The sequence below is a fragment of the Xanthomonas albilineans genome, from assembly GCF_009931595.1.
Lineage (GTDB): Bacteria > Pseudomonadota > Gammaproteobacteria > Xanthomonadales > Xanthomonadaceae > Xanthomonas_A > Xanthomonas_A albilineans.
In genome coordinates this window covers 3,421,534-3,446,621 of sequence record NZ_CP046570.1, presented here as the reverse complement: position 1 = coordinate 3,446,621, position 25,088 = coordinate 3,421,534, and the positions used below count along the sequence as shown (strand labels likewise).

Below are 25,088 nucleotides of genomic sequence, written 5' to 3'. Positions count from 1 at the left end.
AGGGTGGTCGAAGCCCCGGGCATGCCGAGATAGCGTGGTAAATAGGACGATTGCCGTGCGCGCATGTGTCGATCTTGTTCGCCGCTCAGCTGAGGACCGTCCCCGTCACGCGATTGCGTCCGTTGCGCTTGGACGTGTATAGCGCCTGGTCGGCGGCCACGACCAGCGTTTGCCATTCGGCCTGCGCTTGGATGGAAATGCAGTAGCCGATGCTCACGGTACACGTCAGCGTGTCGCCAGATGGTTCGGGAACCGGCTGTGATTCGATGGTGCGCCGCAGGCGCTCGGCCAATGCGTGCACAGCCGCTTCGTCGCCATGGGGAACCAGGATCATGAATTCCTCGCCGCCGACCCGAGCCAACAGGTCTGGGCGATGGATCTGCTGTGACATTAAATTGGCGATCGTCACCAGGGCGATGTCGCCTACGGCATGGCCGTGGCGATCGTTGATGGCTTTGAAATTGTCGATGTCGACCATCAGTACCGCCACGGGCTCACTTTTGCGTCGGGCTTCCTGAGCGCTGGATTCGCCGTGTTGCCACATGACGCGCCGATTGGCAACCCCGGTGAGAGCATCTTGCGAGGCATGACGAATCAATTCGTCGTTCATCTTATGGGTCAGCATCCACAGAAAGCCGGGCGTGATGATGGAGGTCAGCACCATGCGCGAGAGCAGTCCGAAGGTGGAGGTAGGATCGTAGTCAATATCCACATTGGGATGGGTCGACCACCAGCCGATGCGCGACAACAGCATCAATGCCCAGAGAAAATGGAAGATGGCGGTGAAACGTGCTGCCATGCATGAGATCTTTCTGCCGTGGTGCCAGAGCATGATCCCGGTGGCGATAGTCAGCAGGCCGCGCAGGCTGCAGCCGAAGATCACCATGATGAAATAGTCTTTGTCCGATTTTTGCAGTAAGTAAACCTCGGCGACGCCGATTGCCGCGACGGGAAGCAGCACCCACCATTGCAGTAGCGGCCTGCGTAAGTAGGCGCTGACCGCGAACAGGACCAGTATGGTGGCCATGTCTAGGGTGAGGTTGCCCATTATGTTCACATGTGGGAAGTCGATGCCGAACGCCGGCAGCATAATCACTCCGAAGCCGGCGGCGTATGCGGCATAACTCACGCTGAGTATGAGTAGCCCCCTGACTCGTTGTACCTTGCGACCGGTCATGTACAGTGCAAGGAACATCAGGGACGAGACCGCCGCTAGCAACGCGTTGACAATAAACAACGTGTCATTGCTGACTAAATGGGTAATCCATTCCACAGGTATCCCAGTCCGCGGCTGCGAGAAGATTCAGAATGAGGTCGATTATAGGGCAGTTTAGAGGCCCCAAAGGCTTGACTTGCCTGGTGTTTAGGGGGAGGGCTGGTCCCTCGGCATCACCTGTTCGTCACTGTCGTTGTGGCAGGGCATATCTGTCTCGACAGCCGTGGTTGTGCGCTCAGCGCCTGCGGCGAGGCCCGTACCAGAAGTCGAGTCTCTCGCGTGAACGCAGCATGCCGCGGCCGTGGCGTAGCAGTTGCAGCAGTAATGTCAGGTGTTCGCTCTTGCTGAAGCTGCGCAGTTTGCGATCGGAGCTGTACACCTGTTCGCGCAGGATTACGAAGCGTCCCTGCCGTGCCAATGTGCGGCTCAATGCCACGTCCTCGCCAGCGTAATAGCGCTCGTCGAAGCCCCCGGCGGCGAAGAACGCGCGACGCGTGCAGAACAGGAAGCAGCCGGGTGCGATGCCGGTGCAACGGAACAGCCAACCGAATGCGGCTAGCCCCATGCGCTCGTGCCAGGCGATGTCGCCGAGCATGCGTACCCGGGCGCCGCCGCCGACCGCGCCGTTGTGCAGGGCACGCAACGCGGCCGCCAGCAGCGGCGTATTGACCTGGGTATCGGCGTCGACGAACACCAGGTGGTGGCCGTGGCTGGCTGCGGCGCCGGCATTGCGTGTTGCAGCGATATGCCGTAACTGCACCTCCAGCACCTGCGCGCCGTGCCGGCGGGCGATCTGTGCGGTGTCGTCGGAGCAGGCATCGGCGACGACCAGCGTCTCGTACTCCAGCCGCAACGCCTGCGCGGCGATGTGGAGCGAGGCGAGGGTGTCGCCGATCAAGGCGGCTTCGTCGTGGGCGGGGACGATGAACGAAATCACGTCGGTATGATGCGATTCGGCGACGGTTCAGCCCTGCAGCGTGGCCATCATGGCTGTCGGGTAGCGGGTGCCGGCGGCGGCGTCAGCCGGGAAGATCGTTTCAATCTGAGCCAGTTCTTCGGCGTCGAGCATCACCTGCAGCGCTCCCAAGTTTTCCTCCAGGTAGGCCAGGCGCTTGGTCCCCGGGATCGGCACCAAATCCTCGCCTTGCGCCAGTACCCAGGCCAGCGCCAACTGGCCTGGGGACACGCCCTTGGCTATGGCCAGGGAGCGTACCTGTTCCACCAGTTGCAGGTTGCGGGCGAAGTTTTCGCCTTGAAAGCGTGGCGAATGACGGCGGTAATCGTCGGCCTCGAAATCTTCCGGCGTGCGAATCGCGCCGGTCAGGAAGCCGCGGCCCAGCGGCGAGTAGGGCACGAAGCCGATGCCCAGTTCGCGCACGGTGTCGAACACGCCATCGTGTTCTGGATCGCGCGACCACAGCGAATATTCGCTTTGGACGGCGGTGATCGGGTGTACTGCATGGGCGCGGCGGATGGTCGCGGCGGCTGCTTCGGACAGGCCCAGGAAGCGCACCTTGCCTTGTTCCACCAACCGCGCCATGGCGCCCACGGTGTCCTCGATCGGTACGTTCGGATCCACCCGGTGCTGGTAGTACAGGTCGATGTGGTCCACGCCCAGGCGGCGCAGGCTGGCTTCGCAAGCCGACTGTACGTACTGCGGACGTCCTTCGATGCTGCGCGCGGCGGGATTGGCCGGATCCAGCTTGATGCCGAACTTGGTCGCCACGATGGCCTGCTCGCGGCGTCCGGTCAGCGCCTTGCCGACCAGCACTTCGTTGGTGTGTGGGCCGTACATGTCGGCGGTGTCGATCAGGCTGACGCCGCGTTCGAGCGCGGCATGGATCACTGCGATCGCGGCATTGTCGTCGCTGCGACCACCGTAAAAAGCACTCATGCCCATACAGCCGAGGCCGAGGGCGGAAACGCGAGGGCCGTTGCGGCCAAGGGCACGGGTTTGCATGCGGACGTACTCCTTTAGAGCAGGGGCGTGGTGTTGTGCTTGGATAATGCGCGAACGGCGGGTGGCGAGGTTGCGCATGCACTGGGCTTACCCGAGCATGGTCAATACGCAGGCCGCCGTGCCGCTGCAGCCGGCATGCCGCCGCGACGTGACCGTGCCGCGGCGGCGTGATGCGCGATCGGCCTTGTGGCTCAGTGCTTGAGCTTGGCCGCAAACTCCGCTACCCGCTTGCCCAGCAGGCGGGCGGTTTCCAGATCGCCGCGGCGTGGCGCCTCGTCCGGCGACGCGTCGGCTGGCGAGATCGCCAGCGCACCGCCGGAGCCGGCGGTCCAGTTCACATCGTCGGGACCGTGCGCCTTGGTGTTGGATGGCATTACGCCGGTACCGACCCAGAGTTGGCCGTGTTGCTGCGACAGCGTCCAGAAATAGGCGATGGTGGAGAACTTATCGCCGTTGACCGAGGCCGAGTTGGTGAAGCCGGCGGCGATCTTGTTCTTCCATGCCTGCGCGTACCAGGGTTTGGAGCTGGCGTCGGCGAATTTCTTGAACTGCCAGGCAGGGCCGCCCATGTAGGTTGGGCTGCCGTAGACGATGGCGTCGGCCTGGCCGATCGCCTCCCAGGCGCCATCGGGCAGGTTGCCGTCCTGGTCGATCCGATACAGCGTCGCCTCGCCGACGCTGGCGGCGCCGGCGTGCACGGCCTCGGCTTGTTTGACCGTGTGGCCGTAGCCGCTGAAGTAGACGATTGCGATCTTGCTCATGGGGGGGCTCCTGAGAGTGAAGGCGGTATGCGCGCGCATTGTGCGCAACCGCAGTGGCCGCCATCATTGCTATCGGCGGAATATTGTGTTCGACCGGTGCGTGCGGTTCACGCGCCTGGTGCGATGTGCATGTCGCGCTCGATGCCGACGTCGACCAGATAGTCGATGAAACTGCGTACTTTCGGTGCCAAATGGCTGCGGTTGGCGTAGACAGCGTACACCCCGATTGGTCCGAGCTGGTGGTCTGGCAACACCCGCACCAGGCGTCCATCTTCCAGTGCGGCTTCGGCCATGAAGTCGGGTTGCAGCACGATGCCCATGCCGGCGATGGCCGCTTCGCGAAGTACGTCGCCGTTGTTGGCGCACAGGCTCCCGTGTACCCGCACCTGGGTATCGCCGTCCGGGCCGTGCAGAATCAGGGTATCCAGCGGCATGTAACTGTAGTTGAGGAACGCGTGGTCGGCGATCTCGGTGGGCATGCGCGGTGTACCGGCACGCGCCAGATAGGATGGCGCTGCGCACAGGTACACCTGCGCTTCGCCGAGCTTGCGCGCGATCAGTGTCGGCGCCACGTGGCGGGTGATGCGAATTGCCAGATCGAAGCCCTCTTCGACGATGTCCACCACCCGGTCCGACAGCGACAGGTCCAATGCGACCTGCGGATAGCGCGCGCTGTAGCCGGCCAGACGCGGCCCCAGCCGGGCGATGCTGAAACTGAAGGGGGCGTTGATCCGCAACGTGCCGGACGGGGTCAGTGCCTGTTCGCCGACCGCCGCTTCCATATCGTCGAACTCGGCTAGCAGCAGTTGGCAGCGCTGGTAGTACGCAGCGCCGACGCTGCTCGGGCTGACCCGCCGAGTGGTGCGGTTGAGCAGGCGCGATCCCAGCCGCTGCTCCAGCCATGCGACTTGGCGAGTGACGCTGGCGGTGGAGATGCCTAGCGCGTCGGCGGCGGCATTGAAGCCATTGCGATCGACCACGGCGACGAACACACGCATCGCCTCGAGCGTATCCATTGTTGCTGTTCCTGAGATGGATCGTCGGCCTGAGGGTAATTTATTCCGCATATGTCAGGGAATACCCTGCGTTCCTGCATGGGCGCACCGATGTTGCACTCCTGCGTTGCGCGTGTGGTGTCCCATCGCTTGGAAGCCTGTCCATGGTCCGTTTGCCTTCGCTGTACATTTCGCATGGTTCGCCGATGACCGCCTTGCAGCCTGGTCTGGTCGAGATCCGGCTGGCGGAACTGGCCGCGACCTTGCCGCGACCACGCGCGATCGTGGTCGCCTCGGCGCACTGGATGGAGAGGCAACCGATGGTCGGCGCCGCGGCGCGGCCGCGGACCATTCACGATTTCGGCGGTTTTCCCGACGCACTGTATGCGATGCAGTATCCGGCGCCGGGCGCGCCGGCACTGGCGCAGACCGTCGCCGGGTTACTCGAACGCGCGGGCCTGCATCCCGGCATGGACGAGAGCCGTGGCCTGGATCACGGCGTGTGGGTGCCGTTGTCGCTGCTGTATCCGCAGGCCGACATCCCGGTGGTGTCGCTGTCGATCCAGCCGCAGTTGGGCCCGGCCCATCATCTGGCCCTGGGGCGCGCGCTGGCGCCGTTGCGTGCCGATGGCGTGCTGGTGATCGGCTCGGGCAGCATCACCCACAACCTGCACGACCTGGGTCGTTACGCCGAGGGAAAAGAGGCGCACTACGTGCGTCCGTTCATCGAATGGACCGAGCAGTCGTTGCGCCGCGACGACCTGGCGGCGCTGCTGGACTACCGCCGTCAGGCACCATTCGCCGAGCGCGCGCATCCCACCGACGAACATTGGTTGCCGATCTATGTGGCGATGGGAGCGGCCGGCACCGTCGGTCTGGGCGCGCAGCGCATCGATGCCGGCATCGATGCCGGGTTGTTGGCGATGGACATCTATCGCTTCGACGGTGCGTCGGCCTGAACGCGTCTCCAGCAACGTGCGTCGTGTGCGTGCCACCTCTGCCGGACTGGTCAAGCTGACGATAGAGTTCTACACGCGGTAGGACATCGAGGATCTGTTCCTCTCCAACAGTGGCATCATCCGCAGCAGCGCTTATGCCCCGGAACAGATGCTGGAGGTGGTGAGGCAGTGGCGCCAGACGCATCGCTTCGCTTCCCGGCGCCGTGTTGGCATGGTGGGCTGCCATCGACCGTCAGCGCGTGTCGAGGGCGGCGTGCGTGCTTATTGTGGTTTCGCCGAGGACTTGAGCGCTGGTGGGGCCAGCGCAAACGCCATGCGTCGCGGTTGCATCGAAGCACCGCTGATCGCGGCCGCGCGTCGTCGCGCCATACCTCACAGGCGCTGCAACACGTAGCTATTCTCGAACCCGTGCACGCAGCCCAGCACGTGGAAGCCGTTGAAGTAGCCGGTCGCGCGCAGCAGGTCCACGGCGGGGCCGACTTCCGGCGAATATTCGTGGTCGCCGTAGTCGTCGAACACCACGAACCCACCGGTCACCACGCTGGGGCCATACAGCAGAAAATCCAGTAACACATTGCGTCCGGTGTGCCCACCGTCGATATGCAGCAACGCCACCTGCGGCGTCATGTTGTAGAAGTGCTGTGCGCAAAACTCCGAGTAGCCACGGATAAACAGTGCGTTGGGTAGCAGCAGCTGACGATAGTGGTTGAATTCCTCGAACTGGTTAGGCAGCGCGAACGGATCCAGGCCGATGATCCGGCGCTGGCGATTGCAGACCTCGTTCATCAGCGCCAGCGACTTACCTTTCCACACGCCGATTTCCACCAGGTCGCCGGGTACGCCCTCCAGCAGCAGGCACAGGTAGGCCAGCAGTTGCACGTGGTCATGGAACGACAGTTCGCGTCGCTGCATCGCCTGTTCGGCTGGCAGGCTGGCCTGGGCGTGCTCGAAATTCTCGCCGATCAATTTCCAGATCTGCGTAATGCTGCCCTTTGCCGCCTGGGCGTCGATGAAACCATTGAGTTTTTGGATGGTCAGCATGGGGTTTCCGGTGGAGAGGCATTCGGCGCGCGGAGTTGGGCGTAGCAGCCCCATACTAGACGAAGCGTAAAAGGCAGTGCATGCGCGGCGCGATTGGCTGCGGGCGGGCAAGTGTGTGCATGTGCATTGCCGAGTTGCGCGACCACCGTCGCCGATACGGTGTCGTGTCCGCACCGTGCGTGCGCAAGCCCCCGGCGCCACGACCAACCCGATTTCAGCACGCCACCTGACTCCACGCCGCCCCGCCACTGGACAGCGCGCCTGCGGTGCGCTTTGCTTGCATGCTCACTCATGTATGGACAGTGCTGTTGGCGCGGTGCTGATGTCTGGACGAGCATGCATTCGATCGAAGTAGTCTTGGCGATGTTGCTGGCGGTGGTGGCCAGCGGCTATCTGGTGCGTGTGTTGCCGTTTTCTTTGCCGTTGCCGCTGGTACAGATCGGCTTGGGCGCGATCATTGCCGGCGTGTTCAAGAAAGGCTACGCGCTCGAGCCGGAACTGTTCTTCCTGTTGTTCCTGCCGCCGCTGCTGTTCCTGGACGGCTGGCGCATTCCCAAGCAGGGTCTGTTCCGCGACAAGGGGGCGATTCTGGAACTGGCGCTGGGGTTGGTCGTCTTCACCGTGGTCGGTGTGGGTTGCCTGATCCACTGGATGATCCCGACCATGCCGCTGGCAGTGGCTTTCGCGCTGGCTGCGGTGGTGGCGCCGACCGATCCGACGGCGGTGTCCTCGATCGCCTCGCGCGCGCCGATCCCCAGGCGGCTGATGCACATCCTGGAAGGCGAATCGCTGCTCAACGATGCCTCCGGCTTGGTCTGCTTCCAGTTCGCGGTGGCCGCGGCGACCACCGGCACGTTCTCGCTCGCCGCTGCTTCGCTGATGTTCCTGTGGGTGGCCTTGGTCGGCGTGGCGGCTGGTGTTGTGGTGGTCCTGGGCACTAGCTTGGCGCAGCGCTGGATCTGGCGGCAGGTTGGCGAGGAGCCGGGCGCGGCGATCCTGGTCAACTTGCTGCTGCCATTTGCCGCGTACTTGTTGGCAGAGTCGATCAACGCCTCCGGCATTCTCGCCGCGGTCGCCGCCGGCATCAGCATGAGTTACGTGGAGTTGAGCGGCCGTGCCCCGGGTAGCATGCGCGTGCAGCGCTCGGCGGTGTGGGACATGGTCCAGTTCACCCTCAAGGGCATCATGTTTGTGCTGCTCGGCGAGCAGTTGCCGGGCATCGTGCAGGGGGCCATGCACAACATCGACGAAGCCGGGCACCTGAATCCATGGTGGTTGCTCGGCTATGCGCTGGCGATCTACATCGGCCTGTTGCTGTTGCGCTTCTTGTGGGTCTGGTTGTCGCTGCGCTGGAATTTGCTCAAGGCGCGGCGTCGTGGCGAGCATCGGCGCAGTCCGCCGTGGCGTGTGGTGGTGGCGACATCTCTGGCTGGGGTACGCGGTGCGATTACCCTGGCCGGCGTGCTGACGTTGCCGTTGGCGTTGCCCAGTGGCGCCGCGTTCCCGACGCGCGATTTGGCGATCTTCCTGGCCAGCACGGTGATCGTCACCTCGTTGTTGGTCGCCAGCTTGGCGTTGCCGCGGCTACTACGCGGCCTGGAATTACCCGAAGAATCCAGCGACCGTCTGGAGGAGGATCTGGCCCGGCGCGAATCCTCGCGTGCGGCGTTGGCGGCGGTGGAAAAACTGCGTCAGCGGCTGGTGCAGGACAGCGAACATGCCGATCTCTACAACGAAGCGGCCAATCGGGTCAGCATGCTGTATCAGCGTCATCTCGACCATGGCGATGCGATGGAGAGCGATCCGGAAGAAGCGCGACGCTTGGACAACGTGCTGCGTCAGTTACGCAATGCCGGCCTGCAGGCCGAACGTCAGGAATTGTTCAAGCTCACCCGTCAACGCAAGATTTCCGACGAAATCGCGCGGCGCTTGATCCGCAACCTGGATTTGCTGGAAGCCCGGCGCAAGAGTTGAACGGCCGTGGTATGCGGAAGCGGTAAACCGCACGAACGGGTTGGTGGTGAATGTGGCCTGGATATCGGTTGCACGCCAACGCGGTTCGCCGGCCAGGCCGGTGGGTTTTTCCGCGTCCGCATCGCTCGGCCAGGCGCTTACTTGATTTCGAGCCAATACGCTTCGACGCTGCCCTTGATCTTCATCTTCATCGGTTTGCCGCGCCGATCGCGCGATTTTCCGAAGGGCGCGATCGACTGGAGCGCCGGTTTCTACGTGGACTGCAACGATCGCGAGGCGCTGATCGGGGCGATCGATGAATTGGCCGCGCGCTGGAACCTGCGCATCGATTGGGAGGCTACGTCGACGACGAGGACTTGTCCGCGGGCCAGGATGCCGTGTCGCTGTTGACGCTGGCCGATGACCGCCTGCGCGGATACGGCGACAGCGTCTGGTGCTGGGACACCGGCAGTGAGTTCCGTGCCGATTGGATGGCACGCAGCCGCGACGATCAGGAGATGCAGCGGCTGGCCGCAATGCTTGCAATCGACCTGTGCCCACGCAGCGAGCCGTTTTGATGGATCGAATGTGTTGGATCAGGTCCGGGCCGCGAACGGCCCGGACCGCCTCTGCCGGAGCCTCAGTTCTTTGCCGTCTTGGCGATCACCTTCGAACTTACCTTCGCCCCGCCCTTGTTGATGGACACGACCAGGAATTGGTAGGTCGTGTCCGGTGTGAAGCCTTGCAGCATGGATTGCGTGTCGCGGGTGACCGCATACGAGACGATTTGGCTGGTGGGGCTATAGGCGAGTATCAGGTAGCCGGTCGCGTTGGCCGCCGCGCTCCATTGCACCGTGCTGGTCGTCTTGGTGGTGCTGACGCTGACGCCGCGCACCTGACCGGGCGGTGGCGTGTTGCGGTCGTTGCCATGCAGCAGTGAGTTGAACAATAGCGACCAGGATGCCATCGAGCCCAGACCGGTCGTGTTGTCGTAGCCCAAACCGGCGGAAAAGCCGGCGACGCCGTTGAACAGGCTGGCGATGCCGTTGCTGCCTTCGAGGATATCGTGGGTGCCCGTGGAGACGGTACCCTTGACGTTGCTGTAGAGGAACGGATTGGCGAAGCCGATCCCGTCCAGGCCTGCATACCGGCGTGCCTGATTGGCGATGGTCATGAAACTTGCCCAGATCGGCGCCGAGAGACTGGTGCCGCCCACGATCCTCCAGCCGCCCTCCAGTTCGGAGTAGATCGCAATCGCCGTGGCTGGGTTGCCAGTGGCGGCCACGTCGGGGAAATTGCGCCGTGTGGACGAACCACCGTTAGGCGTGGCGATCGACACCTGCTTGCCGTTGCTGTCGGGGATCAGTTGGTAAGCGGGGATCGGCCAGTAGTTGCTGACGCCGCCGCCGGTCGCGCCTAATTGCTCGCCGAGCAGATTCCAGGTTTCCTCGGCCAGATAGCTGCCGTCCTGTTGAGTGAACAGCGTGGTACCGCCCACCGAGGTGACCAGCGGTTGGGTGCCCGGATCCGCGCCGTGCAAGCCGCTGCCAGTGCGCCCGTAAGCGCCATGGTCGCCGGAACTGGCATAGACGCCCTGGCCCTGTGCCACCATCTGTGTCAGCACCTGCCCTTCCGCGGCCAGTGCCTGAGTGCCCATCAGCTCCTCATCCTCGCCGTAGGAAATGCTGACCGTCTGCGCCGTATTGTCGTCGGCCATCGCGCCCAATGCCGCCAGCAACGCCACCGGGTACGCGTCGTCGCCTTCCTCGTAGATCAGGATCTGCTGCAACTGCGGATTCACTGCGATTGCTGTGTCGATGTCTAGTGCTATCTCGCCGGCCACAATTTCATAGTTGACCGCGCCGTTATAGCCGTTGACATTGCGCACCTTCACCGGCACGTTCGGCAGCCCGAAGGTCTTTTCGTAAGTGGCGATGTCGCTGCTCAGGAAGCCGCCTTGCGCGAAGATCGCCAGAGTCTCCGACTTGCCCGGCGCAAGTTGATTGGGGATGGTATAGGCCTTGCGGATGTCCTGCGGGCTGAAGCCGCCATTGGGGCCATGCCCTATGTTCTCGGGAACTGCTCGCAGGCCGTGCGCGGTGCGTTCCTGGTTCATGGCCGCGCGCGCCGCCGGATCGGTCGGTGCGTGGATGGCCAACGTTCCCAAGCGGTCGGCGTCGTGCAGTCCGACGATGCCGCCGACGTGGCCGACGAGTTCGCTGGGCAACTGCGGTTGCTGATCGGCTGAGAAGAAGGCTTTGCCGTTCTGATCCTGATAGCGGTTGAAGTTCACCCCGAGCTGCTTGGAGAAAGCGTCGGCCGGCGCGCTCACGGTGATCAGCGAACCTGCGCCACCGATACTCTTGATCCGCATGCCATGGGCTTGCGTGTAAGCCTTGACCGCATCGATGTCGCTCTGGCGCGCGCCGAAGCGCTTGGCGAATTGGCTGCTGGTGAGGTAATGCCCGTAGAGCGGATCGCCTGGTTGCGAGACGTGCATCGCGTAGTCGTAGGCACCTGCGCCGTCCTTCAACGGCAGAGTCATCACCACGTTGATCGGCGTGCTTGGCGCCAGTGCGCCGAGTTTCTTCGCGCTCTGCAATTGCGTCGGCAGATGGGCCAACTCGGACGTGATGGTCTGGTTTTGCTGTGATGCAGCGATCGCGTTCGTGGAAAGAGCGGCAAAGAAGGCGATGTACAGGGGGAGGTGACGGAACAGTGCAACATCTTTCATGCAAAAGTACCTTCGTGATGAGAGGGACTGCGAATCGCATTGCTGGAACGACATGCACAGGCACGCCGCAGCGCCGGCAGGCCGGGATGCGAGGAGATGTATGGAGCGTGAAGAGTCGCGGCGACTCTGTTCCGAGTATAGGTATACACCCGTCACTAAAGTAGACAAATAGCGGGCGCGTTTGGACAGCGCATGCACAGCGAAATACTGCCCGAATGCACGCGCGGCGGGCATTTGATGTTGTCCATCGGATGTCGGCCTGTTGCTGTTGCACTTTTTGTGGGCATGGCTATCGCAGCCATTGACGCTGTTTAAGGCACGGCGGTGTGTGGCGCAATGCCGGCTTGCAGGCCGAACGTCAGGAATTGTTCAAGCTCACCCATCAACGCAAGATTTCCGACGAAATCGCGCGGCGCTTGATCCGCAACCTGGATCTGCTCGAAGCCCGGCGCAAGAGTTGAACGACCGCGGTGTGCGGGAGCGGTAAACCGCACGAACGGGTTGGTGGCGAACGTGGTCTGGATATCGGTTGCACGTCGAGGGGATTCGTCGGCGTGGCCGGTGAGTTTTTCCGCGTCCGCATCCCTCAGCCAGGCGCTTACTTGGTTTGGAGCCAGTACGCTTCGACGGCGCCCTTGATCTTCATCGTCATCGGGTTGCCGCGGCGGTCGCGCGATTTTCCGACTTGCACGCGGATCCAGCCCTCGCTGATCGAATACTCTTCCACGTTGTCACGCTCCACACCGTTGAAACGGATGCCGACACCGCGCGATAGCGCCTGGGTATCGTGGAATGGGCTGTGCGGGTTGATGGCCAGGTGATCGGGGGGCGTCTCGGACATCGGGTCAGGTGGCGTGTGGCGGCGGACAGCGCCGTCTTCCGGTGGCGAAGCATAAACGCTCGCGGCACGGTTGCCGAGTTCCGCCGCGCTTCCGTCGCCGCGCCGGGCACGGCACACTGGTGGCCCCGTGATGCCGATTGCACCGCTATGCCCGATAACAGTGTCGACTACGACGATCCCGAGGACGGGTTCGGCGATGTGGACGAGGACGACCCGGACACCCAACAGGGGCTGATCTGGAACCTGCTGCTGCTGATCAATCCTGGCGATGAGGAAAGCGCCCTGCGTCAGTTCGATGCCTACCGCGAACTTGCTGGCGAGACTGAGCGCGAGGGCCAGGATTGGCTATGGGCGCTGAAGGACGCGATCGACTGGAGCGCGGGTTTCTACGTGGACGGCAACGATCGCGAGGCGCTGATCGGGGCGGTCGATGAATTGGCCGCGCGCTGGAACCTGCGCATCGATTGGGGTGGCGACGTCGACGACGAGGATTTCTTCGAGGGCCATGATGCCGTGTCGCTGTTGACGTTGGCCGATGACCGCCTGCGCGAATACGGTTACAGCATCTGGTGCTGGGACACCGGCAACGCGTTCCGTGCCGGCTGGATGGCACGCAGCCGCGACGATCAGGATATGCAGCGGCTTGCCGCGATCCTCGGGATCGACCTGCGCCCGGGCAGCGACCCGTTTTGATGGAATGCGCTGGATCGGGTCCGGGCCGTTCACGGCCCGGACCGCCTTGCCTGTAATGTCAGTTCTTGGCCGTCTTTGCGATCGCCGCTTCGCTCACCCTCGAACCGCCCTTGTTCACGGAGACGACCACGAATTGGTAGGTCGTGTTGGGCGTGAGGTCCTGTATCGTGTATTGCGTGCCACGGGTGACGCCGTATGAGGCGATTTCACCGGTGGTGTAGTTCTGTGCGACCACCAAGTAGCCTGTCGCGTTGGCCGCAGTGGTCCATTTCAGCGTGCCGCTCGCCTTGGTGGTGCTGATGTTGATGCCGCGCACCTCACTTGGCGGTGTCGTGCTTCTGTCGTTGCCATCGACGAGTGCGCTGACCAATAGCGATGTGGATGCCAATGAACCAAGGCCGGTCGTGTTGTCGTAGCCTATGCCGGCGGAGAAGCCGGCGGCGCCGTTGAACAGGCTGGCGTTGCCGTTGCTGCCATCGAGGATATCCCTGTTGATCGTGGAAGTATTGCCGTTGACGTTGCTGTAAAGGAACGGATTGGCGAAGCCGATCTGGTCCAGTCCAACGGTCTGGCGCGCCTGGCTGGCGATTGTCATGAAGCTGGCCCAGATCGGCGCCGAGACGCTGGTGCCGCCAACGATGATCCAGCCGCCTTCCAGTTCGGAGTAGACCGCAACCCCCGTGCTGGGGCTAGCGATGGCGGCCACGTCGGGGAAATTGCGCAGCGTGGACGAACCGCCGTTGGGTACGGCGATCGAGACTTTGTTGATTTTGCCGGGTGTCCCGCCGTTGCTGCTGGGGACCATTTGGTAATCGGGGATTGGCCAGTAGTTGCTGAAGCCGCCGCCAGTCGCACCATATCCGATGCCAAGCAGATTCCAGGTTTCTTCGCCCATATAGCTGCCGTCCTGTCGAGTGAACAGCGTGGTGCCGCCGACCGAGGTAACCAGCGGTTGGCTGCCCATATCTTGGCCACTCAAGCCAACACCGAGGACCCCGTAGGCGCCCGAGTCGCCGGCACTGACGTAGACGCCCTGACCTTGTGCCACCATCTGTGTCAGTACTTGGCCTTCCGCAGCCAGGGCCTGAGTGCCCAGCATCCCCTCATCCAGGCCGTAGGAGATGCTGACCGTCTGCGCCGTATTGTCGTCGGCCATCGCGCCCAATGCCGCGAGCAGCGACGTCGGGTAAGCGTCGTCGCCTTCCTCGTAGACCTGGATCTGCCGCAACTGCGGATTCACTCCGATCGCCATGTCGATGTCCAGTGCTGCCTCGCCAGCTATGCCTGGATTATTGACCGCACCGCCATAGCCGTTGACGCTGCGCACCTTCACCGGCACGTTCGGTAGCCCGAACGTCTTTTCGTAAGTGGCGATGTCGCTGCTCAGGAAGCCGCCTTGCTCGAATAGCGCCAGGGTCTGCGACTTGCCCGGCGCCAGTTGGTTGGGAATTTGATAGGCCTTGCGGATGTCCTGTGGGCTCAAGCCACCATTGGGACCATGCCCAGCGTCCTGGAGAACGGCTCGCAGGCCATGCGCGGCGCGATCCTGAGCGATGGCTGCGCGTGCTGCTGGATCGGTGGGCGCTTTGATGGCCAGTGGTGCGAAACGGTTGGCGTCGTGCAGTCCGACGATGCCGGAGACGTGGCCGACGAGTTCGCTGGGCAACTGTGGTTGCTGATCGGCCGAGAAGAATGTCTTGCCGTTCTGATCCTGATAACGGTCGAAGTTCACCGCGAGCTGCTTGGTGAAGGTGCCGACAGGCCCATTGAGGGTGATCAGCGAGCCGGCACCACCGATACTTTTGATCTGCATGCCATGGGCTTGCGCGTAAGCTTTGACCGCATTGATGTCGCTCTGGCGCGCGCCGAAGCGTGCGGCGAATTGGCCGGTGGTGAGGTAATGCCCGTAGAGCGGATCGCCTGGTTGCGAGACGTGCATCGCGTAGTCGTAGGCACCAGCGCCGTCCTTCAACGGCAAGGTCATGATCACGTTGATCGGCGTGCTGGGTGCCAGTGCACCGAGCTTTTTCGCGCTTTGCAACTGCGTGGGCAGATGGGTCAACTCGGGCGTCGCGCTCTGGTTGCCTTGTGGTGCGGCGATCGCGTTGGCGGAAAGTACCGCGAGGAAGGACAGGTACAGAGGGAAGTGGCGGAACAGGGCGACATCTTTTTTCATGCGTAAGTACCTTCGTGACAGGAGGGACTATGAATCGCATTGCCGGAATCGCATGCACAGGCACGCCGCAGCGCCGGCAAACCGGGATGCGAGGACATGGATATAAAACGTGAAGAGTCTCGGTGACTCTGTTTCGAGTATATGTCTGCGCCTATTGATGCCGTAGACAAATGGTGAATTTGCTTGGGTAGCGGATGCGTAGCGGAAGACTGCCGAAATGTGCGCGTGGCTGGTGTTTGTGTTGCGCATCGGCTGTCGGCCATGTTGCTGTGCGGTGCTTGGAGCGCGTTATGGCACTGTTGTCATGGCGGTTTTCAATTGGCCTCGCCGCGGGCTTGCGCCCGGGCTTGGTGGATCAGTGCCTTCATCTGTTTGCGATGGGTGTGTCGCGACACCGGGATCGCGCCCAGGCGGATTACTTCCTCGCGCAGCGGGGCGGGGATGTCGTAGTGTGCGCCGCTGCGTTTGTTCTGGAAGGCGCGGCGGGGAATACCGAGTTGCGCCGCCATTGCGTGGAGTTCGTCCAGCGTATCGGCGAGAAGATGCCCCCAGCGCTGGCCGCGCCAGGGATGCACCGCATCGTCGATGTAGACCGCCATCGCGTCCGCTCAGGTGTGGGGTTGCGTGTCGTCTGCATGCAATGCGTCGGTGGCGTTGCTCGCTGTTGCGTCTGCCCCTGCAATCGCATTCGCATTGTGCTCGGTACCAGCGTGGTCGTCATCGCTGCGCTGTGTGTTGTCTTGTTCGGCGAACTCGGCGACCAATGCGTCGAGGTACTCTGCTGCGGTCTTGCTTTCCGCGGCGGCCAGGACGTCGATCATCTGTTGCAATTGCGCTGAATAGTCGAGCGTGATGGTGTTGCCTTCCTGTTCCTGCAGGTTGGCTAGATGCTTGAGCATCGCCAGCATCGGCACCGGGTTGTCGGCGTTACCCATACTCTGACCACCGACCGCAAGCAGCCACTGCCGCCCCTGCAGGCCGATTGCGGCCAGCACGCGACCGTTCTCGTCCTGCAGCACGGCGTGGTTGGCGATGGGTTGCTCGCGATCCAGACGGGTGAAGGCGCGCTGCGGCTGCTGCTTCTTGCGCTTGTCGCGCTTGGCTTTGGAGGTTTTGGACACGGTGGTCTCGTCTGCGAAGTCGCGTCCATTGTAAACGCCGTTGCGCGGACGATCTCCACGTAGTGGCGACCGATCACGACGCCGTCGATGCAATTGCAGCGGGGTCAGCGTTGTGCGGTGGTCTCTGCGCTGGGGGTCTTTGTCACCGTGACGGTGCCGTTGATCGTGCGCAGCGCGTCGCGGGCGGCCGCAGCGGCCACTTCCGGCGAGGTGGTGCGCGGCGGCGCGGTTTGCACTTCCGGCTTGGCCGCCGTCGTGGGTGCTGCCGCAGGTGTGGCTGTCGGCGGCGTTGCGGGCACTGTGGCGGGGATGGCCGGGGCCGTACTCAGGTCCGGTACCTTGGTGTCGGCATCGGGTTGCAGTTTGCCAAGGGCGACGCTGTGGTCGGCGTCGGTGCTCGCGGCTTCTTCCGCATCTTTGGTCATCACCACGATGCTGATGCGGCGGTTGATGGGATTATTCGGCACCTGCTTGTCGAACAGCACCGAGGATGACAATCCGACTACGCGCGAGACTTTGTCTTCGCTCATGCCGCCGGCAACCAGTTCGCGTCGCGCCGCGTTTGCGCGGTCGGCGCTGAGTTCCCAGTTGCTGTAGCCGTTCTTGCCGCTGTATTGAGTGACGTCGGTGTGGCCGGTGATGCTGATGTGGTTGGGGACCTGATTGATAAACCCGGAAAGCTCGTGGAGGATGCCGCGTGTATAGGGCTTGAGCACCGCACTGCCGAGATCGAACATCGGGCGGTTTTCCTTGTCCACGATCTGGATGCGCAACCCGTCCGGGGTCAGGTCCAGCAGTAACTGGTCTTTGAATGGTTCCAGTGCTTGACTCTTGTCGATGGCTTCCTTCATCTCCTGCATCAGCGATTCCAGACGCTGTTTTTCTTTTTCGCGTTGCGAGATCTTGCTGTCGTCCCCCTTCAGACTCTTGCTGCCGAACGGATCCTTGTTGTTGCCACGTTGCAACTCCCCGGAGCCGCCGAGCTTAATCATCGAGGTGCTGGCGCCGCCGGGCCCGGCCATGCCGGGGCTTGGCGCTGGGCTCTTGCCCGCCAATGGGCTGGGATTGCGAAAATACTCGGCGATCGCCGCCCGCTGTTCCTTGGTGGTGGCCGCGACCAGCCACAGCACCAGGAAGAACGCCATCATCGCGGTCACGAAGTCGGCATAGGCCACTTTCCACGCGCCACCGTGGTGACCGCCGCCCTGGACCTTTTTGACCCGACGGATGATGACGGTGGATTTGGTCTCGGCCATGACCGCGTTACTTGATCGTCTTCAGGTGCGACTCGAAGTCGGCGAAGCTCGGACGCACGTTGGTCGGCAGGGTTTTGCGCGCGAATTCCAGTGCGATCTTCGGGTTGTAGCCGCGCAGGCAGGCCAGCAGTGCGGTCTTCACCGATTCGTAGATGCGCCCGTCTTGTTCGGCGCGCGCTTCCATCGCCGCCGACAGCGGCGAAACGAAACCATACGCCATCAAGATACCCAGGAAGGTACCGACCAGCGCAGCGCCGACGTGGTGGCCGATCTCCTCGATCGGGCCGCCGATCGAACCCATGGTGATGACGATGCCCAGCACCGCAGCGACGATGCCGAAGCCCGGTAGACCATCGGATACCTTGCTCAGTGCGTGTGCCGGCGCCAGTGCTTCGTGGTGGTGCTTTTCCAGTTCCAGTTCCAGCAACGGTTCGAGTTCGTGCGGTTCGATATTGCTGCCGATCATCAGCCGCAGACAGTCGGTGATGAAGTCGAGCAGGTGATGGTCGGCCAGCACTTTCGGATAATTGCCGAAGATCGCGCTGGAGGCAGGATTCTCGACATGGTCTTCCAGCGCCATGAAGCCATCGCGCCGAGCCTTGTTCAGCAGTTCGTAGATGAGGGTGAGGGTGCCGCGGTAGTCGTCGGCTTTGTACTGCGGTCCTTTGAACACGCCGATGATGCCGCTAATGGTTTCCTTGACGATCTTGCCCGGGGTGCTGACCAGGAACGCGCCCAACGCCGAACCGCCGATGATCATCAGCTCGTAAGGCTGCCACAGCGCGCCGAGTTTGCCGTGCGAGAGCACGTAACCACCGGCGACGCTGACGAGGACGACGATGAAGCCAACGATAATGAGCATGGCAGGGGGGCCTGCGGGCCGAAACGGGGATACTCTGATGTCGGCCCGGCGGCCTGTTTCTGAAGGTGCGACCGATGGCCGAAGCGGCGGCCGACCTTGGATGCGGGGCGGCGTTGGCCCCGTGTGTGCTCGCCGAGGCGGTGGTTCAGCCGATCGCGCCGCTGCCGCGGCGGACGCATTTGAGCGTTTCCCCCTGCCCGGACAAGGTCAGCGTGGCCTGGTCAGGCAGGGGCTGCCAGAAGGTGTTGCCGAGCGCATCGGCATAGCGTGCTCCCGGTTCGGTACCGGTCCCGGCACGGTGCAGGTCCAGGGTGATGCCACGCACCCGTAGGGTCAGGCGCTCGCCGGTTGCGTCGAGCGCGGCGGGGACGAGCTCCTCGCCGCAACGCCATTGCACGGGCAGGACGTCGGTCTGCCGTTCGACCGCCGTAGCCGGTGGCGCCATGGTCGCTGCGGGCCCTGCCGGTTTGGCCTGCGGCGATGTCGGTGTGCGCTGGCAGGCGTTCAGCGTCAGTAACAAGGGCAGGCAGAGAGTGAAACGGAGTAACGCGCGCATGCTGGTTCTCCCATGGGGCGGAGGTGTCGCGGATCAGGCGGGTTCGGTCTCCCCGCCGCTGCGGCGCAACGGATTGGGCAGCGCTTGGCCCTGCTCGGTGAATTGCAGCGAGACCGAATTCAGGCAGTGGCGTTCGCCGCTGGGGGGCGGACCGTCCGGAAACACATGGCCGAGATGGCTGTCACAGCGTGCGCAGACGATCTCGGTGCGGATCATGCCGTGGCTGGTGTCGCGCACCTCGCGCACGTGGTCCGGGTGGTAAGGCGCGAAGAAGCTGGGCCAGCCCGTGCCGGAGTCGAACTTGGCGCTGGAGCGGAACAGCGGCAATCCGCATAGCCGGCAGGTGTAGACGCCATCGCGCTTGTTGTCCAGGAACGTGCCGCAGAACGGTGCCTCGGTGCCATGCTGCAACAGGACCCGCCGTGCTTCGGCATCGAGTCCGGCGATCAGACGCTCGCGTTCGGCGGCGCTGAGGGGCGTGAGGTCGAATTGGCGCATGGCATGGCCCGTGGCAGCGTGTGAGTGCAAAAGATGAGGGCTGTCGGCAGGGGATCAAGCCGTTGCCGTTGGCACCGACGCAGCGCCCAGCGGCGATGGGTAGTGCATTCAGATGCTGGATCGGTCCCGGCGTGGACTGGCGCAGGACGATGGCCATCTGCAACGCGGTGCAGACCAGCACGGCGGGCATGGTCGCATCCACACCCCACGATCTTGCGCGAATACAGGTCCAGCGCGGCGGGCAGATACAGCTGGCCGCGTTCGTTGCGGACGATGTCCCCCCAATTTTGAATAGCCCCCAGTTTGGAGTCCAATGCCCTATCCCGAGGAGATTGGGCGTGAAGAAGCGTTTTCCCGAAGAACAGATCATTGGTTTGCTGCGCGAAGCCGAAGCCGGCGTGGCGATCAAGGACCTGTGTCGGCGGCATGGCTTCAGTAAGGCTTTCTACTGCCTGCTACCTGTGGCGCAGCAAGTTCGGCGGCATGAGGGTGACCGATGAATCCTTGCAATGGTCGGCTACGCGACGAATGCCTCAACGAACATTGGTTCCCAATACTGCTGCACGCGCGCACCGAGATCGAACGTTGGCGACGCGACTACAACGAGCACCGCCCAAAGAAAGCGATCAGGGGCATGAACCCGGCGGCCTACGCCCAACAGTTGGCCAATCGCGATATCATCAACCACGGACTCTAAACCCGACTGCTACTCAGGAAGGGGGGCGTCGGCTCCTTTCGGCAACGCGAAGGAGCTGGGTAAACTATTAAAGGGAAAGTTAGCTATGGAATATGAGCGGGTTAATTGTGTTGCACGACATTCTGCCGGCATAATCATACAGTCGCGGCCGCTCGATTTGAGGGGCGCAAATGACTAAATATGCATTTAAACGGCGACATCTTTTGGTTCTTATGGTGGTTGCCGTTTCATTTCTCGGAATTGCCATCTGGATCAACTACAGGATGAACCTCCATAAGTTCGTATGGGCTTGGTCGGCCGTCAATAACCTGTATTATGATGATCACTTCAATGGATATGACTGGGGTGAAGTCCGTGAGACCTATGAGAAAAAAATCCCTCTACTTGATTTTAGCCACAATAAAACAACGGATGTCATTAAAGAAATGCTGGAGTTGTTGGAGTCCTCGCATCTGACATATTTCACGCCTTCTGAGGCTGCGGTTAGCCTACCCAAGAAGGAGGATATGGTGGGGCTGCTATGGCCGAATGTCTCGGTAGGAGCAGGGATCCTGATGTCGGAGCCCCGCTCAGCGCGATATTCGCTTGTTAAGAATATAGAGCCAGCCTCTCCTCTTTATTTGCAGGGCGTGCGCGAAGGATGGCACATTTTTCTTGGGTCAGTCGCTGGTTTAAATTATAAAAAGGGGAGTGTGGATATAGGTGTGGATGTAGTTTCGCCGGGGGGTAACAAGAAATACTTTATCTCTTCCGTCCCAATTACTCAAAGTCTTCCTGGTGATGTTGAGAAAGATAAGGGTTTAATTAAGTTAAATAAGTTTAACTCTGCGGCATTTTTAGAATTGGGAAAGGAGATAAATAATAATTCCGGTGCATTCAGCGAGATTATCTATGTGCCCTTAAAATTGACGATCACGGGTCTTGATGGTGGGAAGGGCATAAAGGTAATAGATGTCGTCAATAGATCCAGTGCAGAGCGAGCAGGTGTTGTGCCAGGTGATGAGGTGATAGGGATCAAGCCAGCATCAGGGTCTGGACAGAAATCACAAGAGCTGAACTTTAGCGTCAAAAATGCCAAGGGAGATATTATCAATCTAGTAACAGAGCCCAATGATTCCGACGTGGCCAAACTGCTAAATGTAAAGATTACTGAGCGAACTGCGTATGCGTTCAAGGGTTCATGGGTGATCAAGTTCAACAGTTTCAACACGAGTAATGCGACTTGGGTTGCGCAGCAGGTAAGTACTCATCCAGGGATGCCTATCATCATCGATCTGCGATTCAATAACGGAGGTGTGGAAACTTCCATAGGGCGTATAGCAGGAAACTTCCTGCCGCCTGGAATTTTGATTGGAACCAAGCAAGGGCGTGCGCCGTACAGTGATCTACGTATACCTACAGGGACACAGGCCACGCAAGCTCCCGTGGAAATACTTGTTAGTGAGGCGACAGCTAGTGCCGCGGAGGTTCTTGCTGCGACTTTGCAACACTATGGCCGGGCCCGAATTGTTGGCACAAGAACGTCGGGGCAGGTTCTGATCGCACGCTTGTACGATTTGGGAAGTGGGGCCTTCATTCATATACCCGTTGCTTCTTTTAAGGATCCGTCCGGAATTTCTTTAGAACGAAGAGGCGTGATGCCGGATTATAGCGTAATGAATTCATTGGCTGATATTCGAAGCGATCGCGACGCTGCCCTCGAATGCGCGGCTGCGCTGAATAATGGGATGGATTGTTCAAGGTGAACGTTGCAGTCGCCATCGGGTGCATCGGCTCATGCGCACGCAGGGGCTGTGTGCCCAGGTGGGCTATGGTCGCAAACCACGCTTCCATGCTGGAACGCCGTGCAAATCGGCGGCCAACCTGCTTGATTGGCAGTTCGAGGTGACTGAGCCGGACACCGCCTGGGCGAGCGATTTCACCTTCATCCGCACGCATGAAGGCTGGATGTACCTGGCGGTTGTGATCGACCTGTTTTCCCAGGCAAGTCGTCGGCTGGGCGATGCGCGATCGGGCCGATACCGAGTTGGTCGTGCAGGCCGTGTTGTCGGCGGTCTGGCGGCGCAAACCCGCATCCGGTTGTCTGGTTTACTCGGACCAAGGATCGGTCTACACGAGCAATGACTGGCGCAGTTTCCTGGCATCCCATGGGTTGATCTGCCGCATGAGTCGGCGCGGCAACTGCCACGAGCGCGAAGCCTGCCCTTGGGGCACAACGCCCCGGTGGAAAGCTTCTTCGGCCTGCTCAAACGCGAGCGGATCAGGGGCCATGTGTGTGAGTCTCAGAGTTTTAACCTACCGTGCGAGCCAAAATTGGGGGAAAATCCCGGGGGCGGCTGCCTAGACTGCGGCTAAACCCATCCATGGCCCTATTCAGCCAGGGATTTGATCCAGACGAGGTAGATGCATGCGGGTCTTGATTCTCGGCAGTGGTGTGATCGGTACGGCCACGGCGTGGTATCTGGTCCGCAGCGGTTGCGATGTGACCGTGGTCGACCGCCAGCCAGCGGCCGGGCTGGAGACCAGCTATGCCAATGCCGGGCAGGTCTCGCCCGGCTACGCCTCGCCGTGGGCTGCCCCCGGTGTGCCGCTGAAAGCGTTGAAGTGGTTGTTTCAGCGCCACGCGCCGCTGGCGATCACCCCCACCGTCGATCTCAAGCAGTACCTGTGGCTGGCGCAGATGTTGCGCAATTGCACGGCTGAGCGCTATGCGATCAATAAGGCGCGCATGGTGCGCCTGTCCGAGTACAGCCGCGATTGCCTGGATCAGTTGCGCGCCGAGACCGGTATCGCCTACGAAGGGCGTCAGCTCGGCACCACCCAGTTGTTCCGTACCCAGGCCCAGTTGGACAGCGCGGCCAAGGACATCGCGGTGCTGCGCGAGTACGGCGTGCCCTACGAGTTGCTGGACCGCGCCGGCATTGCCCGGGTCGAGCCGGCCCTGGCCGACGCACCCGCCACGCTGGTTGGTGCGTTGCGCCTGCCCAATGATCAGACCGGCGATTGCCACTTGTTCACCCAGCGTCTGGCCGCGCTGGCGGCGGCGGCGGGTGTGCAGTTTCGCCATGGCGAGACGATCCAGGCGTTGCTGGCCGATGGCGACCGCCTCGATGGCGTGCGCATTGGTGGCCGTGTGGAGCGCGCCGACCGCTATGTGGTCGCGCTGGGCAGCTATTCCCCGGCGTTGCTCACGCCGTTGGGGATCCGCCTGCCGGTGTATCCGTTGAAGGGCTACTCGCTGACCCTGCCGATCCGCGATCCTGCACGGGCGCCCATCTCCACCATCCAGGACGAAACCTACAAGGTAGCGATCACTCGCTTCGACCAGCGCATTCGCGTCGGTGGCATGGCCGAACTGGCCGGTTTCGACCTGTCGCGGCCGGCGCGGCGCCGCGCCACTCTGGAGAAGGTAGTGCGCGAGTTGTATCCGTACGGAGGCGATCTGGCCGCCGCCGAATTCTGGACCGGGCTGCGCCCGGCCACCCCGGACGGCACCCCGGTGGTCGGCGCCACCAGCTACCGCAACCTGTTCCTCAATACCGGCCACGGCACCCTTGGCTGGACCATGGCCTGCGGTTCCGGCCGCTATCTGGCCGACTTGATTGCCTCGCGTCAGCCGCAGATCGACGGCGAAGGTCTGGATCTGTTCCGTTATTCACGTGCTGCCAGCGCACTTGCTGCGGAGGCTGCTGCGTGCGCCCAGCTCGTGCGCTGATCGATCTCGACGCGCTGCGCCATAACTATTGTCTGGCTCGGCGGCTCGGGGGCGGCAAGGTGCTGGCGGTGGTCAAGGCCGATGCCTATGGGCATGGCGCGGTGGCATGCGCGCGCGCGCTGGAGGCCGAGGCGGACGGGTTCGCGGTGGCCTGCATCGAGGAGGCGCTGGAACTGCGTCAGGCCGGCATCGCGGCGCCGATCCTGCTGCTGGAAGGTATCTTCGAGGCCGACGAATTGCCGCTGGTCGCCGCGCATCGGCTGTGGTGCGTGGTGGCCTCGCCCTGGCAGGTGGAGGCGATCGCCGCCTTCGACGCACCGCAGCCGCTGTGCCTGTGGCTGAAGCTGGACAGCGGCATGCACCGGCTCGGTCTAGCCCCGGACGCGTTTCGTGCCGCGCATGCGCGGCTGAGCGCGTTGCCGCAGGTCGAGCGGCTGGTGCTGATGAGCCATTTCGCGCGCGCCGACGAGCTGGAGAGCGCACGCACACTGGAACAGGTCGAGGTGTTCCGACAGACCACCGCCGACCTGGCCGGGGAGATCAGTCTGTGCAATTCGCCAGCCTTGCTGGGCTGGCCACAGGTGCACAGCGATTGGGCGCGTCCCGGTCTGATGTTGTACGGCGCCGACCCGTTCGCGGCGGCAGCGGCGCTACCGGGCGAACTGCGTCCGGTGATGACCCTGCAATCCAAGGTCATCGCGGTGCGCGATCTGGCGCCCGGCGAGCCGGTTGGCTACGGTGCGCGCTTCGTCGCGCCGCGGCCGACCCGGGTGGGGGTGGTCGCGATCGGCTATGCCGACGGTTATCCGCAGTTCGCGTCGAACGGCACGCCGGTGCTGATCGACGGGATGCCGGGCGAGCTGATCGGACGCGTGTCCATGGACATGCTGACCGTGGATCTGACCGAGCATCCGCAGGCCGGGCTTGGCAGTGTGGTGCAGTTGTGGGGCGCACAACCGCGGATCGATGCGCTGGCCGCACGCTGTGCTTCCAGTGCCTATCGCCTGCTGTGCGGGCTCAAGCGCGCGCCGCGCCACTACCTGGGCGGTTAGGG

23 protein-coding genes and 4 pseudogenes are annotated in these 25,088 nt (G+C 62.5%); 11 read left to right on the top strand and 16 right to left on the bottom strand.

The window, feature by feature from the left end:
• Window positions 1-85: 85 nt before the first annotated feature.
• The 5 genes from XaFJ1_RS14460 to XaFJ1_RS14440 all read right to left on the bottom strand — a co-directional run bounded on the left by XaFJ1_RS14460 (window position 86) and on the right by XaFJ1_RS14440 (window position 4,953).
• Window positions 86-1,273: a GGDEF domain-containing protein gene (locus XaFJ1_RS14460; RefSeq protein ID WP_045757045.1), complete on the bottom strand. Its 1,188-nt coding sequence runs from the start codon at window positions 1,271-1,273 to the stop codon at window positions 86-88.
• Window positions 1,274-1,451: 178 nt separating this feature from the next.
• Window positions 1,452-2,153 carry a glycosyltransferase gene (locus XaFJ1_RS14455; RefSeq protein WP_012917428.1) on the bottom strand — a complete coding sequence of 234 codons (702 nt, stop codon included), beginning with the start codon at window positions 2,151-2,153 and terminating at the stop codon, window positions 1,452-1,454.
• A 27-nt stretch (window positions 2,154-2,180) separates the two neighbouring features.
• Window positions 2,181-3,176, bottom strand: coding sequence for an aldo/keto reductase (locus tag XaFJ1_RS14450; RefSeq protein ID WP_012917427.1), 996 nt, complete (start codon window positions 3,174-3,176; stop codon window positions 2,181-2,183).
• Between the two features lie 191 nt (window positions 3,177-3,367).
• The gene (locus XaFJ1_RS14445) at window positions 3,368-3,937 is read right to left on the bottom strand and encodes a flavodoxin family protein (protein ID WP_012917426.1); all 570 of its coding nucleotides are present in this window, start codon (window positions 3,935-3,937) and stop codon (window positions 3,368-3,370) included.
• A gap of 107 nt (window positions 3,938-4,044) precedes the next feature.
• Window positions 4,045-4,953, bottom strand: coding sequence for a LysR family transcriptional regulator (locus tag XaFJ1_RS14440; RefSeq protein WP_012917425.1), 909 nt, complete (start codon window positions 4,951-4,953; stop codon window positions 4,045-4,047).
• Window positions 4,954-5,096: 143 nt separating this feature from the next.
• Here XaFJ1_RS14440 and XaFJ1_RS14435 point away from each other — a divergent pair, with 143 nt between their 5' ends.
• Window positions 5,097-5,891: a DODA-type extradiol aromatic ring-opening family dioxygenase gene (locus XaFJ1_RS14435; RefSeq protein WP_012917424.1), complete on the top strand. Its 795-nt coding sequence runs from the start codon at window positions 5,097-5,099 to the stop codon at window positions 5,889-5,891.
• A 372-nt stretch (window positions 5,892-6,263) separates the two neighbouring features.
• Here XaFJ1_RS14435 and XaFJ1_RS14430 read toward each other — a convergent pair whose 3' ends face one another.
• Entirely contained in the window at window positions 6,264-6,932 is a 669-nt protein-coding gene (locus XaFJ1_RS14430) for a class I SAM-dependent methyltransferase (protein WP_012917423.1), read from the bottom strand.
• 336 nt (window positions 6,933-7,268) lie between these two features.
• On the opposite strand from XaFJ1_RS14430, the gene XaFJ1_RS14425 reads away from it, so the two are divergent.
• The gene (locus XaFJ1_RS14425; protein WP_012917422.1) at window positions 7,269-8,906 is read left to right on the top strand and encodes a Na+/H+ antiporter; all 1,638 of its coding nucleotides are present in this window, start codon (window positions 7,269-7,271) and stop codon (window positions 8,904-8,906) included.
• A gap of 137 nt (window positions 8,907-9,043) precedes the next feature.
• Here the strand turns inward: XaFJ1_RS14425 and XaFJ1_RS16590 are convergent, their stop codons facing one another.
• A complete protein-coding gene (locus XaFJ1_RS16590; RefSeq protein ID WP_367507111.1) occupies window positions 9,044-9,097 on the bottom strand; it encodes a hypothetical protein in 54 nt (17 codons plus the stop codon).
• Between the two features lie 31 nt (window positions 9,098-9,128).
• Between XaFJ1_RS16590 and XaFJ1_RS16290 the strand changes: the two are divergent.
• Window positions 9,129-9,463, top strand: a pseudogene (locus tag XaFJ1_RS16290) (DUF6630 family protein); the annotation flags it as partial.
• A 62-nt stretch (window positions 9,464-9,525) separates the two neighbouring features.
• Here XaFJ1_RS16290 and XaFJ1_RS14410 read toward each other — a convergent pair.
• Entirely contained in the window at window positions 9,526-11,619 is a 2,094-nt protein-coding gene (locus XaFJ1_RS14410; protein WP_012917419.1) for a protease pro-enzyme activation domain-containing protein, read from the bottom strand.
• A 326-nt stretch (window positions 11,620-11,945) separates the two neighbouring features.
• On the opposite strand from XaFJ1_RS14410, the gene XaFJ1_RS16405 reads away from it, so the two are divergent.
• Window positions 11,946-12,080 carry a hypothetical protein gene (locus XaFJ1_RS16405; protein ID WP_268988882.1) on the top strand — a complete coding sequence of 45 codons (135 nt, stop codon included), beginning with the start codon at window positions 11,946-11,948 and terminating at the stop codon, window positions 12,078-12,080.
• A 137-nt stretch (window positions 12,081-12,217) separates the two neighbouring features.
• On the opposite strand, the gene XaFJ1_RS14405 is transcribed toward XaFJ1_RS16405, so the two are convergent.
• The gene (locus XaFJ1_RS14405; protein WP_045757044.1) at window positions 12,218-12,460 is read right to left on the bottom strand and encodes a DUF3297 family protein; all 243 of its coding nucleotides are present in this window, start codon (window positions 12,458-12,460) and stop codon (window positions 12,218-12,220) included.
• Between the two features lie 147 nt (window positions 12,461-12,607).
• Here XaFJ1_RS14405 and XaFJ1_RS14400 point away from each other — a divergent pair, with 147 nt between their 5' ends.
• Window positions 12,608-13,153 carry a DUF6630 family protein gene (locus XaFJ1_RS14400; RefSeq protein ID WP_012917417.1) on the top strand — a complete coding sequence of 182 codons (546 nt, stop codon included), beginning with the start codon at window positions 12,608-12,610 and terminating at the stop codon, window positions 13,151-13,153.
• Between the two features lie 58 nt (window positions 13,154-13,211).
• Here XaFJ1_RS14400 and XaFJ1_RS14395 read toward each other — a convergent pair whose 3' ends face one another.
• The 7 genes from XaFJ1_RS14395 to msrB form a co-directional block, all read right to left on the bottom strand.
• Entirely contained in the window at window positions 13,212-15,329 is a 2,118-nt protein-coding gene (locus XaFJ1_RS14395) for a protease pro-enzyme activation domain-containing protein (RefSeq protein ID WP_012917416.1), read from the bottom strand.
• Window positions 15,330-15,643: 314 nt separating this feature from the next.
• On the bottom strand, window positions 15,644-15,928 hold the full coding sequence (locus XaFJ1_RS14390) for a DUF4031 domain-containing protein (RefSeq protein WP_012917415.1): 285 nt from the start codon (window positions 15,926-15,928) through the stop codon (window positions 15,644-15,646).
• A 9-nt stretch (window positions 15,929-15,937) separates the two neighbouring features.
• On the bottom strand, window positions 15,938-16,450 hold the full coding sequence (locus tag XaFJ1_RS14385; protein WP_045757419.1) for a hypothetical protein: 513 nt from the start codon (window positions 16,448-16,450) through the stop codon (window positions 15,938-15,940).
• Window positions 16,451-16,554: 104 nt separating this feature from the next.
• Entirely contained in the window at window positions 16,555-17,706 is a 1,152-nt protein-coding gene (gene motB, locus XaFJ1_RS14380; RefSeq protein ID WP_012917413.1) for a flagellar motor protein MotB, read from the bottom strand.
• Between the two features lie 7 nt (window positions 17,707-17,713).
• The gene (gene motA, locus XaFJ1_RS14375) at window positions 17,714-18,568 is read right to left on the bottom strand and encodes a flagellar motor stator protein MotA (RefSeq protein WP_012917412.1); all 855 of its coding nucleotides are present in this window, start codon (window positions 18,566-18,568) and stop codon (window positions 17,714-17,716) included.
• 145 nt (window positions 18,569-18,713) lie between these two features.
• Window positions 18,714-19,124 carry a hypothetical protein gene (locus tag XaFJ1_RS14370; protein ID WP_049887195.1) on the bottom strand — a complete coding sequence of 137 codons (411 nt, stop codon included), beginning with the start codon at window positions 19,122-19,124 and terminating at the stop codon, window positions 18,714-18,716.
• A 33-nt stretch (window positions 19,125-19,157) separates the two neighbouring features.
• A complete protein-coding gene (msrB, locus tag XaFJ1_RS14365; protein WP_012917410.1) occupies window positions 19,158-19,622 on the bottom strand; it encodes a peptide-methionine (R)-S-oxide reductase MsrB in 465 nt (154 codons plus the stop codon).
• Between the two features lie 338 nt (window positions 19,623-19,960).
• Between msrB and XaFJ1_RS16285 the strand changes: the two are divergent.
• From XaFJ1_RS16285 to alr, 6 genes and pseudogenes are all read left to right on the top strand, one after another.
• Window positions 19,961-20,120 (top strand): annotated as a pseudogene (locus XaFJ1_RS16285) (transposase); the annotation flags it as partial.
• Window positions 20,121-20,130: 10 nt separating this feature from the next.
• Window positions 20,131-20,319 (top strand): annotated as a pseudogene (locus XaFJ1_RS14355) (integrase core domain-containing protein); the annotation flags it as partial.
• A 170-nt stretch (window positions 20,320-20,489) separates the two neighbouring features.
• The gene (locus tag XaFJ1_RS14350; RefSeq protein ID WP_012917407.1) at window positions 20,490-22,064 is read left to right on the top strand and encodes a S41 family peptidase; all 1,575 of its coding nucleotides are present in this window, start codon (window positions 20,490-20,492) and stop codon (window positions 22,062-22,064) included.
• A pseudogene (locus XaFJ1_RS14345) lies at window positions 22,060-22,593 on the top strand (IS3 family transposase); the annotation flags it as partial. The gene XaFJ1_RS14350 and the pseudogene XaFJ1_RS14345, both read left to right, overlap by 5 nt.
• Before the next feature lie 133 nt (window positions 22,594-22,726).
• Window positions 22,727-24,034, top strand: coding sequence for a D-amino acid dehydrogenase (locus XaFJ1_RS14340; RefSeq protein WP_012917405.1), 1,308 nt, complete (start codon window positions 22,727-22,729; stop codon window positions 24,032-24,034).
• Complete coding sequence (alr, locus tag XaFJ1_RS14335) at window positions 24,013-25,086, top strand: alanine racemase (protein WP_012917404.1); 1,074 nt, start codon at window positions 24,013-24,015, stop codon at window positions 25,084-25,086. The genes XaFJ1_RS14340 and alr overlap by 22 nt, the downstream gene beginning before the upstream one ends.
• Window positions 25,087-25,088: the final 2 nt, after the last annotated feature.